The 12,336-nt window shown below is 66.8% G+C and carries 9 protein-coding genes; 6 read left to right on the top strand and 3 right to left on the bottom strand.

Annotation, left to right across the window (positions count from 1 at the left end):
• Window positions 1–5: 5 nt before the first annotated feature.
• A complete protein-coding gene (gene mrcB, locus NYR97_RS01905; RefSeq protein WP_205394073.1) occupies window positions 6–2,453 on the bottom strand; it encodes a penicillin-binding protein 1B in 2,448 nt (815 codons plus the stop codon).
• A gap of 95 nt (window positions 2,454–2,548) precedes the next feature.
• Here mrcB and NYR97_RS01910 point away from each other — a divergent pair, with 95 nt between their 5' ends.
• Window positions 2,549–4,651 (top strand): glycosyltransferase, encoded by a 2,103-nt coding sequence (locus NYR97_RS01910; protein ID WP_316696369.1) that lies wholly within the window; start codon window positions 2,549–2,551, stop codon window positions 4,649–4,651.
• 151 nt (window positions 4,652–4,802) lie between these two features.
• Here the strand turns inward: NYR97_RS01910 and NYR97_RS01915 are convergent, their stop codons facing one another.
• Window positions 4,803–6,317, bottom strand: a complete 1,515-nt coding sequence (locus tag NYR97_RS01915) for a hypothetical protein (protein ID WP_316696371.1) — start codon at window positions 6,315–6,317, stop codon at window positions 4,803–4,805.
• A 189-nt stretch (window positions 6,318–6,506) separates the two neighbouring features.
• Complete coding sequence (locus tag NYR97_RS01920) at window positions 6,507–8,693, bottom strand: RelA/SpoT family protein (protein WP_043910891.1); 2,187 nt, start codon at window positions 8,691–8,693, stop codon at window positions 6,507–6,509.
• 290 nt (window positions 8,694–8,983) lie between these two features.
• Between NYR97_RS01920 and pqqA the strand changes: the two genes are divergently transcribed.
• From pqqA to pqqE, 5 genes are all read left to right on the top strand, one after another.
• Window positions 8,984–9,064 carry a pyrroloquinoline quinone precursor peptide PqqA gene (gene pqqA, locus NYR97_RS01925; protein WP_002812057.1) on the top strand — a complete coding sequence of 27 codons (81 nt, stop codon included), beginning with the start codon at window positions 8,984–8,986 and terminating at the stop codon, window positions 9,062–9,064.
• A gap of 66 nt (window positions 9,065–9,130) precedes the next feature.
• A complete protein-coding gene (gene pqqB / locus NYR97_RS01930) occupies window positions 9,131–10,030 on the top strand; it encodes a pyrroloquinoline quinone biosynthesis protein PqqB (protein WP_316696373.1) in 900 nt (299 codons plus the stop codon).
• Window positions 10,027–10,779 (top strand): pyrroloquinoline-quinone synthase PqqC, encoded by a 753-nt coding sequence (gene pqqC, locus NYR97_RS01935; RefSeq protein WP_316696375.1) that lies wholly within the window; start codon window positions 10,027–10,029, stop codon window positions 10,777–10,779. The genes pqqB and pqqC overlap by 4 nt, the downstream gene beginning before the upstream one ends.
• The gene (gene pqqD / locus NYR97_RS01940) at window positions 10,776–11,054 is read left to right on the top strand and encodes a pyrroloquinoline quinone biosynthesis peptide chaperone PqqD (protein WP_316696376.1); all 279 of its coding nucleotides are present in this window, start codon (window positions 10,776–10,778) and stop codon (window positions 11,052–11,054) included. Before pqqC ends, pqqD begins: the two co-directional genes overlap by 4 nt.
• Window positions 11,051–12,175, top strand: a complete 1,125-nt coding sequence (pqqE, locus tag NYR97_RS01945; RefSeq protein ID WP_316696377.1) for a pyrroloquinoline quinone biosynthesis protein PqqE — start codon at window positions 11,051–11,053, stop codon at window positions 12,173–12,175. The genes pqqD and pqqE overlap by 4 nt, the downstream gene beginning before the upstream one ends.
• Window positions 12,176–12,336: the final 161 nt, after the last annotated feature.

Here is a 12,336-nt window from a genome sequence, read left to right on the forward strand (position 1 = left end):
CCAATTCAATGCGCGGGCGGGGGCGAGGCAGGCGCTTGCGCGGGTTCTTCCGGCTTTTTGTCCAGACCGAAGAAGCGGCGCCAGCCACCCCCGCCGGATTGTTCGGCAGGTGCTGCAGGATCGCCGGGCGCGCCTTCGATCGACGGTGCATTGCCGGCACACGGGGCGTAGGCCGGCGTGAACCCGACCACGAACGGGAACTGGCGCGCGCCCGGGCAGCCGGGGTCGGTCACGCCGGTGCCGGCCGCATCCACCCACTGCCAATCCAGGCCCTTGCCGCTGACCTTCAACGGCGCACTCGGCAGCCGCGCGAAGATGCTAGACCACACCCGCATCGCGCCGGTGGCGCCGTACAGGCCGGTCTGCTCGTTCTGGTCGTTGCCCATCCAGATCACCGCCAGATGGTCGCCGGTATAGCCGGCATACCAGCTGTCGCGGCCGTCGTTGGAGGTACCGGTCTTGCCGGCCGGCGAAAGCCGCCCCAGGCCATCGCCCAGCAACTGCCGTGCGGTACCGCCGCTGACCACCTGCTGCAGGGCGATGCTGATCAGGTTGGCAGCCACCGAGTCGCCCTCCTGCGCCGGCGCCGGGGTCTTGTCGTAGCGCTTGAGCAGCTTGCCCTGCGGATCGAGCACACCGCGCACCGCATGCAGCGGCTGGATCTCGCCCCCGGCGGCCAGGAACTGATACAGCTGCGCCATGCCGTACGGGCTCTGATCGGTGGCACCGAGGATCAGCGAGGGATTGGTGTCGGCCTTGATGCCAGCCAGCACCTGGATCAGTTGCGCGATGCGCTCCGGGCCGACCTGCATGCCCACGCGTACCGTGGCCTGGTTGTAGGAATGCGCCAGCGCATCGATCAGCCGCACCGTGCCGTGACTGCGGTTGTCGGAATTGCCCGGCGACCAGGTCTTGCCACGGCTGAGCTGCACCGTCACCGGCGCATCGTCGACCCAGCTGGACAGCGCCCAGCGATCCGGCGAGGCCAATGCCAGCAAATACACGAACGGCTTGAGCAACGAGCCGACCTGCCGCTGCGCCTCGACCGCGCGATTGAAGCCGGGCTTGGCCACATCGCGGCTGCCGACCACCGCCAGCACGTCGCCGTTATGCACGTCGGTGAGCACCAGGCCGGCCTGCAGCGGCGGGCGCTTCTTGTTGTCCAGCCGCTTGATGGTGCCGGTCACTGCGCCTTCGGCGTACGCCTGCGCGGACGGCGACATGCCGGTGAGCACGCTCATGCCGGCGCCTTGCAGCACGCCTTCCGGGTAATCGTGCGCCAGCTGGCGCCGCACCAGATCCACATAGGCCGGGAAGCGGTTGGCGGCGACCAGACCGGGCTCCTTGGGCACGCCCAACGGCTCGGCCAGTGCGCGCTTGTATTCGGCCGCGTCGATCAGGTTGTTTTCGTGCAGTTTGCCCAGCACGAAATTGCGTCGATCCAGCGCCCGTTCCGGGTTGCGTCGCGGGTCGTAGTAGGACGGTCCCTTGACCAGCCCGATCAGCAAGGCGATCTGTTCGGTGGTCATCGAGTTGAGTTCGCGGCCGAACCACAGCTCCGCGCCCGAGGACACGCCATGGATCGCTTGCCCGCCGCGCTGCCCCAGATACACCTGATTGAGATAGGCCTCCAGGATGGTGCGCTTGTCGTAACGCGCCTCCATGATCACCGCATACAGGATTTCGTTGAACTTGCGGGTAACCGTCTGTTCCTTGCCGATACCGAGCAGGCCGCTGCGTGCCAGCTGCTGGGTCAAGGTGCTGGCGCCCTGGCGCACCTGGCCGCCGGAGCGCGCCATGATCCAGGCCGCACGCACCATGCCGCTGAGATCGATGCCGTGGTGGCTGTTGAAGTCGCGGTCCTCGACCGCCTGCAGGCCGGTGACCAGCAGCTCAGGCACTTCTTCCATGCGCACCAGGCGGCGCTCTTCCTGCTTCTGCCCGTACAGCGTGGCGATGCGCGCCGGATCCAGACGCGCGCTTTTCAGCGCCTTGCGGTCGCCGGCATCGCGCAGGCTGGCCACACGCCCACCGGAGAGGCTGACTTCCACGCGCTTCGCGGGCACGCGCCCGTCCACATCGATATAGCCGCGGCTGGCGATGGTGAAGCGACTGCCGTCCTGCTGGTAGGTGCCGGCCAGCTTGGCTTGCCCGTCGTCACGGTACGAGGCTGCATCCAGCTCGGTCTTCAAGGTGGCCGCATCCAGCGCATCGCCGGGCACCAGCACCAACGGCCGCCCGTACACGCGGGTTGGGATCTGCCAACGCAGCTCGCCAAAACGCTGGGTGACCTGCTTGTTCAGATACACCGTGTAGGGAATCAGAAAACCAAGCGCCAGCGCGAATGCCGCAAAGGCCCAGACAATCAGCCTGCGTTGCCAGCGGGAGCCTTGCTCGTTGGTGTCGTCCTCGAAATCGTCGGGAGCGTCGTGGTCGTCGTGGCGTCGGGGCACAGGGATGCGAGAATGTAGAGTCCGGCGAGTCTAGCGCAGCGCTGTGGTGGTTGTGGTCAGCCGGACCCTTTGACTTAAGCTGGAGTTTCAACGCGATGTCGATGTCCCTGGCCGATGCACGCTATCTGTTCAATCGCGTGCTTGGGCTGATCCACCGCAGCGTGGCAAGCATGCGCACACGCGGCTGGCGCGCCACCTGGCAGCGCATTCGCGTGCACACGCAGGCGCCGCCGGTCGCGCTAGGCACGCCGCTGTGGTTGCCGGACCCCGCACCGTTTGCCGCGTTTGCGGTGCCGCATAGCGCCACGCCGCGCGTGACGCTGGTGATTCCGGTCTACGACCACATCGCACACACGCTTGCCTGTTTGCGTGCGCTGGCCGCACATCCACCGCAGCTGGATGTGGAGATTGTGGTGGTGGACGACGGCAGCAGCGATGCCACCGAAGCGCAGCTGCCGCAGGTGCAAGGGCTGCACTACCACCGCCGCGCCAGCAATGGCGGTTTCATCGCCGCCTGCAACGACGGCATCGCACTGGCGCGCGGCGACTACGTGGTGCTGCTCAACAACGACACCATTCCGCAACCCGGCTGGCTGGATCGGCTGATCGACACGTTCGCCCAGCATCCCACCGCCGGCATGGTCGGCGCGCAACTGGTGTATCCGGCCGGACGCCTGCAGGAGTCCGGCGGCGTGGTGTTCGCCGATGGCAGCGCCTGGAGCTATGGCCGCTTCGAATCGGCCGACGATCCGCGTTACGCCTATGTACGTGCGATGGACTATTGCTCGGGCGCGGCGATCGCGCTGCCACGCGCGTTGCTGCAGACGCTGGGCGGGCTGGATCGCCGTTACATGCCGGCGTACTACGAAGACACCGATCTGGCGTTTGCGGTGCGTGCGGCCGGGTATCGGGTGCTGGTGCAGCCGGCCAGTGTGGTGGTGCATGACGAAGGCACCAGCAACGGCACCGACACCCGCACCGGGGTGAAGGCGTATCAGGTCCGCAATCAAGCCGTGTTCGCCGAAAAATGGCTAAAGGCGCTGGCAATGCAGTTGCCGGTCGGCGCCGTGCCTGCGCCTGCGCTGCTGCATCGCAGCCAACGCCAGGTACTGATCCTGGACGAGAGCGTGCCGCAGCCGGACCGCGATTCCGGCTCGTTGCGGCAGTTCAATCTGATCCGCCTGCTGTGCGAAGAAGGCGCGCATGTGGTGTTCGTGCCCACCCGCCGCGAACACGCCGGGCGACACACGCAGGCACTGCAGCAACTGGGTGTGGAAGTCTGGTACGCGCCGTTCCTGGAGGGCATCGGCAGCTGGCTACGCACACATGGCGCGCGCTTTGCGGTGGTGCTGCTGGTACGCCATCACGTTGCGCATGCCTGCCTGCCGTTGTTGAAGCAGTACGCACCACAGGCGCGCACCCTGTTCGACACCGTCGATCTGCATTACCTGCGCGAACGCCGCGGCGCCGAGTTGGCCGGCGATGCCAACCTGTTGCGCGCGGCAGAACGCACCCGCCTGCGCGAACTGGAGATCATGGCCGCTACCGACGTCACGCTGCTGGTCTCGGCGGCCGAACAGACGCAGCTGCAGGCAGACGCACCGCAGATCCGCACCGCCCTGCTCTCCAATCTGCATGAAGTGGCCGGTAACGGTCATCCCTTCGCGCAACGTCACGACCTGGTGTTCGTCGGCGGCTTCCGGCATCCGCCCAATGTGGATGCGGTGCAGTGGTTCATCAGCGCGATCTTTCCGCAAGTACGCGCGCAGTTGCCGGACGTAATCTTCCACTGCATCGGTGCGGATATGCCGGAGGCACTGAAGCTCTTGGCCGACGAGTGTCCGGGCGTGCAATTGCACGGACATGTGCCGGATCTGGTGCCGTATATGGACACTGCGCGCATCGCGGTGGCGCCGTTGCGCTTCGGCGCCGGCGTCAAGGGCAAGATCAATCTGAGCATGGCGCATGGGCAGCCAGTGGTCGGCACTACCTGCGCAGTGGAAGGCATGCATCTGCGCGATGGCGAAGATGTATGCGTAGCGGATAACGCCGACGCCTTCGCCGCTGCGATCGTGCGCCTGTATCAGGATGCAGCGCTGTGGCAGCGACTGGCCGACAACGGTTTGCGCAACGTGGCGCAGCATTTTTCGCTGGATGCCGCGCGTAGCACGGTACGCGCGTTGTTTATCGAGGCTTGAGTTGCCTGCCACTGGCGTGCGTGCCTTGGTACACCCGCGCTGCCAGCGTGGGCCGGGCACATAGCGGGAGTTGGGGGGGGCGAAGCCGCCACTCCCTGCGTGCCGCTCAGGCATCGCGCTCGAGGAAGCGCCGTCAAAATCGGCCTCCACCTCAACGCTGCTCAGCTACCGCCTTGACCCGGCGCGTGAACTCGACCAATTCCGGCAGCCCCGGATCCAGCTGACGCGCCTCGTCCTGCGCGCGCCGCGCGAACGCCGCATCCTCCTGCCCCAGGCGCTCGCTGCCCACCGCAATCCAGCGCTGGGCCAGACGTCGGCGCCCCCCGATCAGCGCCTCGCCGTTCGGTGTGAGTGCCTGCCACGCATCCAGACAACCGCGCGCGGCACGCAGACGGTTGTTGCGCAACTCGTCCTCAAAACAGCGCTGGCTCGCCGGCGCCACCCGTGCAGCGGCCTGCAGCACGCGCGGATCACGCGGTGCCAGCGCCTGCGCTGCTCGCACCGCATCGTAGGCACTGGCGCCAGGAGGGGTCATCCATTGCTGCTGCGCTTCGGCATCTGTCACCCGTTGCAGCAGCGCGCGCAGACGGCGCTCGCGTGCACCACGCGACAAACCGGTTTCGGGACTGCGCTGTGCATCGCGCGCGCGCGCAATCGCCTGTTCTGCCTGCGCGATCGATGCAGCGCCCGGTACCAAGGCGCGCGCCTCCTGCAGCGATTGCAGTGCAGCGTCGAAGTGGAAATCCGCCGCCTGCCGGCTGGCCTGCGCCGCGTATTCGCTCGCGACCTGATCGAGCCCGCGACGCGCCGCGGCGTCGTCTGGCTCGGCCGCCAGCACGGCGTTGAAATCGCGTGCGGCCGGCGCCAGGCGACCACGCCGTAACAAGCCTTCCGCACGTTGACGGCGCTGCTCCAGTACGCGGTGGTAATGGCCTTCGGTCAGCGGTACATCGGCATGTCCGGCGTCGTAGCGCTTGGCAGCGGCCAGCAACATCCCAGCATCGCCGAGCGCATCGCGCGACAGTGCATGGCGGGCCTGCGCCAGCAGATCGGTCAGGGCATCTTCGCGCCCTTCCAAGGCATCGGTGCGGTCCGGCGCCAGGGTCAGGATGCGTTGGTACAACGGCAATGCACTGTCCGGCGTGCCATCCAGGCGTCCTTCTTGCTGCGCGGCCACGGCCTGCGCGAACAGGGCATCCAACCCGGCGCGACGTGCCTGCAACGCGCGCAAGCGCAGCGTGACTGGCGCGATCTGCGCTTGCGGCACTTCCAGCGCAGTCGCCAGCGCCAGTGTGCGTTGCGCTCCGGCGGCGTCCCCGGCCGCAATTGCCGCACGCGCCTGCACCACTGCGGCGGCACCGGTACGCGCCAGTCCGGCACGGGCTTCGCTGCGATCGCTATCCAAGGCGAGCGCGGCAGCAAACAGTTCGCGCGCGCCATTGCCATCGGCGGCACTGAGTTGGCCGCGCGACAAGGCTGCATTGCCCCGTTGCAGCAACTGCTGGATACGCGTATCCGGCCACAGCCAATCGGCCAGCGGCTTGCGCACTACGATCGTGGTCAACAGCAGGCATGCGCACAGCACCAATGCCACGCGCCATAGCACACGGCTGCGCAACGGCGCCCAGAGGCGGGGCGATCTGGCCCAGCGCGGAAGCGGGAGCATGCGGTGGCGTCCATCCTTGGCGCGACCTGACGGGGACGCGTTCACCCCGCTATGGTAGCCGGCCGCTGCGAAGACGATGTGCGCTTCGGGATTCGGGATTCGGGATTCGGGATTCGTCAGGCAAGCACACCTTGCTCGCTGTATGCCGCCTGTTCAAATCGATTGGCGCTGGCGAGGTGTGCGGCACGCCTAGCCGAGTCGCCGTACCTCGCTCACCCCGGGCAAGGCATCCAGCTTGCCAAGCAAGCCGGACAGCTGGTCGTAATCGCTGACCTTCAAACGCAAACGCAGTTGCGCGCGGCCGGTGTCGCGCACGTTGTCGCTGTTGATCTCCAGCACATGCGCGTCTTCCTGCGCGATCAGGTTGGTGATGTCCTTGAGCAGCCAGCGTCGGTCGACCGCGCGCACCTGCACATCCACTTCGTAGCCGCTGCCGGCCTGGCCCCACTCCACCGGCAGCACGCGCTGCGGATGCGCCGCCGCCAGCCGCGACAATGCCGCGCAATCGGTGCGATGCACGGTAATGCCGCGGCCGCGGGTCAGATAGCCGGCGATCGGCTCGCCCGCCACCGGCTGGCAGCAGCGCGCCAGCTGCACCAGCAGATTGCCCACGCCCTGCACGGTGAACTTGGATTTGCCCAGGCCCTCGCGCCGCGCGGTGGGCCGTGGCGGCGCCGGTACCGCAGGCTGCGAGGCGGCGCGCTCGGCTTCCAGCAGCGCACGGCTGACCTGGTTGGGCCCGGTATCGCCCAGTGCCACCTGGATATACAGATCGTCGATGTTTTCGGCGTGGAATTTACGCGTCGCCACACTCAGATCGGAGTGCTGCAGGCCAAGGCGCTTGAGCTCGCGATCCAGCAACTCCTTGCCCGCGTGCACGTTGCGCGCGCGGTCGAGCTTGTGGAACCAGGCGCGCACCTTGTCGCGCGAGCGCCCGCTGGCCAGGAATCCGTTGGACGCCAGCAACCAGTCGCGGCGCGGATCGGCTTCCTTGGCGGTCATGATCTCCACGCGGTCGCCGCTGCGCAGCCGGTAGGTCAGCGGCACGATGCGATCGTTGACGCGTGCGCCGCGGCAGCGATGCCCCACCATGGTGTGCACGTGATAGGCAAAATCCAGCGGCGTGGCGCCTTGCGGCAGATCGATCACCTCGCCCTTGGGCGTCAGCGCATACACGCGGTCTTCGATCAGCTCGGCATCCAGCGCACCGGCCAGCTCGCCGTGGTCGCCCTCCTGCACCTGCTCCAGCAGCTGGCGCATCCACAGGATCTTGCGGTCGAACGCCTTCTCGGCACCCTTGCCGCCCTCTTTGTACTTCCAGTGCGCCGCAACCCCGAGTTCGGCCTGCGCGTGCATCTCGTGGGTACGGATCTGGATTTCGATCGTGCGCCCTTCCGGGCCGAGCACTGCCGTGTGCAGCGAGCGATAGTCGTTGGCCTTGGGCCGGGCGATGTAGTCGTCGAACTCGCTTGGCACCGGTGCCCACAGCGAGTGCACCGCCCCCAGGGCGGCGTAACAGGCGGCCACGTCGTCGACCATCACCCGCACCGCACGGATGTCGTATAGCTGGTCGAACGACAGGCGCTTTTTCTGCATCTTCCGCCAGATGCTGTAGATGTGTTTGGGCCGCCCGCTCACTTCCGCACGCAGGCCCTGCTGGGTCAGCGACGTCGACAAGGTGCGCTTGACCGTTTCGAGATAGCGCTCGCGCGCCACGCGGGTTTCGTCCACCTCGCGGGCGATGCGGCGGTAGGTGTCCGGCTCCAGATGCCGAAACGCCAGGTCTTCCAGCTCCCACTTCACCTGCCAGATGCCCAGCCGGTTGGCCAGCGGGGCGTGGATGTCGCGAGTGAGCTGGGCAAGCGCGCGGCGTTGTTCTTCGCTCAGGCGGTCGGCCACGCGCATGCGCGCCAACTGCCGCGCCAGCAGGATCGGCACCACCCGCAGGTCGTGGATGATGGACAGCAGCAGCCGCCGCAAGCCTTCGCTGTTGCGCCCGGCCTCGCGCCCGGCATGCAGCGCCCAGACCTGGTCGGCCGCATCCAGCCCATCGAGCAAACCTTCGACCACCACACGTCGTTCGGCCGGTTGCCATGGCAGGCTCGCGACCACGCCGCGCAATGCGGGCAGATCGAACAACAATGCAGCGATCAAGGTAGCCTCATCGGCCGCCAGCAACGCCAGCGCATCCAGCGTGTCGGCAAGCAGCGCCCACGGCACGGCATCGGCTTGCGCTGGCGGCACGTTCTGCCAGGCCTGCGCCAATGCATCGCGCAAGGCGGGCGCGATCGACGCAATGGCAGGACGCTGCAGCACGGCATGCAGGCGGTCGAATGAGGAACTGGTCACAGCGGTGGACACGGGCGTGGGCAACAACAATGGTCTGACAGCTACGGTAACGTGCGCGTCACCTTCTCCACAACGCGCAATCGCAGCGCAGCCACGGAAATCCGGTGCCTTCGCGCTTATGCCCGGTTCACCCGCCAACGCCTTGATTCGCAACCCCTCTGTGCGGAATCCGACGCGGTTGCGCCCACGAAATCAGCTTCGTCGACGGCTTTTTACATGCCCTTTACAATTCAGCCAAACCGGCTGCCTATGCTCCCTTGGCGTGGTCGCTGCCCAGTGCTGCGGCAACGTCATTCCAACCAACTGCGAGGTAGCCGATGAAGACCTGGAAGAAGCCTGTCGTTCGTGAAGTCAATTGTGGCGCCGAGATCAACTGCTACGTCTCCGGCGAATTCTGAGCGCACCTGCCGCCCTTCCTCCCGATGCATGACCGGCAGTCGCCGGCAGATAGGTAACAGTTCTCCATGCGCATCATCGTTCTGGGATCGGCGGCCGGCGGTGGGCACCCGCAGTGGAATTGCCACACCCCCGCGAGTCAACGGGCGTGGCAACAAACAGACGGTGCCCAACGTCGTACCCAGGCCAGTATCGCCGTCAGCGCCGACGGCCAACGCTGGGTGCTGATCAATGCTTCACCCGATTTCCGTCAACAAATTCTCGCAACGCCTGCACTTTGGCCGCAGCACGGTCTGCGCCATTCGCCGATCGAAGCGGTGCTGCTGACCAGCGGCGAGATCGACCATATCGCAGGGCTGCTGTCGATGCGAGAGAGCCAGGCGTTCTCGCTGCATGCCAGCAGTCGTGTGCTGGATCTGCTTGCGCAAAACCCTATCTTCGATGCGGTCAATCCGCAGTATGTGCAGCGTCAGCCATTCGCGCTCGACACGCCGTTGTCGCTGCTGGGCCTGCAGCTCACGCCATTTTCGGTGCCCGGCAAGGTGCCATTGTTCATGGAATCGCGCAGCGGTGGCGACCTGGCCGGCTCCAACGAAGAAACCCTCGGGTTGACCATCGATGATGGCCAGCACCGCGTGCATTACATTCCCGGCTGCGCGGCGATGACCGATGCCTTGCGCGCGCGCCTTCAAGGCGCCGAACTGGTGTTCTTCGACGGCACGCTGTGGCGCGACGACGAGATGGTGCAACTGGGCATCAGCCGGAAGACCGGCCAGCGCATGGGCCACATGAGCATCGACGGCCCAGACGGCAGCATTGCCGCTTTCGCCCCGCTGGAGGTGGCGCGCAAGATCTTCATCCATCTCAACACCACCAATCCCGTGCTCGACATCCACTCGCCGGAGTACGCCAGCGCGCGTGCCAGCGGCTGGGACGTCGCGCACGACGGCCTGGAGATCACCCTGTGACCGCCCTGCTCACCCCGGACCAGTTGGAAGCGGACCTGCGCGCCATCGGCGCACGTCTGTACCACGACCAGCATCCATTCCACGCGCTGCTGCACGACGGCAAGCTCGATCGCGGCCAGGTCCAGGCCTGGGCGCTGAACCGCTTCGAATACCAGCGCTGCATTCCATTGAAAGACGCCGCGATTCTGGCGCGCATGGAAGATCCGGCGCTGCGGCGGATCTGGCGTCAACGCATTCTCGATCACGACGGCAACAGCCCCAGCGATGGGGGCATCACGCGCTGGCTGCACCTGACCGACGCGCTGGGCCTGGATCGCACACTGGTTGAATCCGGGCGCGCACTGCTCCCCGGCACGCGCTTCGCGGTGCAGGCCTACCTGCAGTTCGTGCGCGAAAAAAGCCTGCTCGAAGCGATCGCCTCCTCGCTGACCGAGTTGTTCGCCCCCAACATCATCGGCCGGCGTGTGGCTGGCATGCTCAAGCACTACGAGTTCGTCTCGCCCGAGGCGCTGGCCTACTTCGAGCATCGCCTGACCGAAGCGCCGCGCGATTCGGATTTTGCGCTCGACTACGTCAAGGAGCACGCCACTACCGTCGAGAAGCAGGAACTGGTCAAGGCCGCGTTGTATTTCAAGTGTTCGGTGTTGTGGGCGCAGCTGGATGCCTTGCACGTGGCCTACGTCACCCCTGGCATCGTGTGGCCGGATGCGTTCGTGCCCGAGCGCGACGCAAGCCGAGCAGCTGCGTGAGCAGCATCACCCGCGACAGCCAGCCAGCCCTGCGCGCGGGCGTGCGCCTGCAGCACGACCGCGCACGCGACCAGTGGGTGCTGCTGGCGCCCGAGCGCGTGGTCGAGCTGGACGAGATCGCGCTGGTGGTGGCGCAGCGTTACGACGGCGTGCGTTCGCTGGCGCAGATCGCGCAGGAACTGGCTGCCGAATTCGACGCCGACGCGGCAGACATCGAGATCGATGTGATCGAACTCACCAACACCCTGCATCAGAAGCGTTTGCTGCGGCTATGACCGTCGCCCCGCCGCCACTGTCCGTGTTGCTGGAGCTGACCCATCGCTGCCCGTTGGCGTGCCCGTATTGCTCCAACCCGATCGCACTGGCAGCGCTGCGCGAGGAAATGGACACCGCCGGCTGGCGCTCGTTGCTGCAGCAGGCCGCCGACATGGGCGTGCTGCAGGCGCATTTTTCCGGTGGCGAACCGATGCTGCGCAAGGACCTGCCCGAGCTGGTGGCGCATGCGCGCGCGCTCGGGCTGTACAGCAATCTGATCACCTCCGGCGTGGCCGGCGGCGAGCCGATGCTGGATCGATTGCAGGCTGCCGGACTGGAACACGTGCAGTTGAGCGTGCAGGACGTCGACCCGGCCGGCGCCGACCGCATCGCCGGCTATCGCAACAGCTTGTCGAAGAAGCGCGACTTCGCTGCCGCCGTGCGTGCGCGCGGCCTGCCGCTGACGCTCAACGCGGTGCTGCACCGTCATAACGCCGAGCGCGTGCCGGGCATGATTGCGCTGGCGCTGGAATGGCAGGCAGAGCGCATCGAAGTGGCGCACACCCAGTACTACGGTTGGGGTCTGCGCAATCGCGCCGCGCTGATGCCCAGCCGCGAGCAACTGATGGCCACCATTACTGCGGTGGAAACCGCACGCCGCGAGCTTGGCGACCGCCTGGCGATCGACTTCGTCACCCCCGATTACTACGCCCGCCAGCCCAAACCCTGCATGGGCGGCTGGGGCCAGCGCTTCGTCAATATCTCCCCGCGCGGCGATGTGCTGCCCTGCCATGCGGCCGAAACCATCGAGGGCATGCGCTTCGACAATCTGCGCGAGCGCTCGCTGGCCGACATCTGGAACAACGGCGAGGCGTTCGTGCGCTTCCGCGGCACGGCGTGGATGCCCGAGGTGTGCCAGGGCTGCCCCAAGCGCGAGATCGACTGGGGCGGCTGCCGTTGCCAGGCCCTGGCGCTGGCCGGCGATGCGGCCACGCTGGACCCCGTGTGCGAACGCTCGCCGGTACATGCCGAGGTGCGCGCGACCGCCGAACGCGAGGCCGCTGCGCCCGCACCTGAGTTTGTCTACCGCCGTCCCGAACGCGCTGCGCGCGCGACTGTAGCGACGGTAGACGAGGAGTAATTCACAGCAGCTTGGGCCTTTTTGCGCATCTGCCTGCCACCTCTCCATGCGGCGTGAAAAGGCCTGGAGCTTGTGGAGGCGAACACCAGCAGCGCGCGCCGTAGGCCAGGCTGCACGATGCGCTCCAGCGTCTACACTAGCGGCCTCTTCGTCTTCCGGAT

The organism is Xanthomonas hydrangeae (genome assembly GCF_032697525.1).
Classification (GTDB): Bacteria; Pseudomonadota; Gammaproteobacteria; order Xanthomonadales; family Xanthomonadaceae; genus Xanthomonas; species Xanthomonas hydrangeae.

What these genes read in the sequence shown, in the direction of transcription:
- pqqB (WP_316696373.1), top strand. Translation starts at nt 9,131, where the DNA reads ATGCGCATCATCGTTCTGGGATCGGCGGCCGGCGGTGGGCACCCGCAG.
- pqqA (WP_002812057.1), top strand. Translation starts at nt 8,984, where the DNA reads ATGAAGACCTGGAAGAAGCCTGTCGTTCGTGAAGTCAATTGTGGCGCC.
- NYR97_RS01910 (WP_316696369.1), top strand. Translation starts at nt 2,549, where the DNA reads ATGTCGATGTCCCTGGCCGATGCACGCTATCTGTTCAATCGCGTGCTT.
- pqqE (WP_316696377.1), top strand. Translation starts at nt 11,051, where the DNA reads ATGACCGTCGCCCCGCCGCCACTGTCCGTGTTGCTGGAGCTGACCCAT.
- NYR97_RS01915 (WP_316696371.1), bottom strand. Translation starts at nt 6,317, where the DNA reads ATGCTCCCGCTTCCGCGCTGGGCCAGATCGCCCCGCCTCTGGGCGCCG.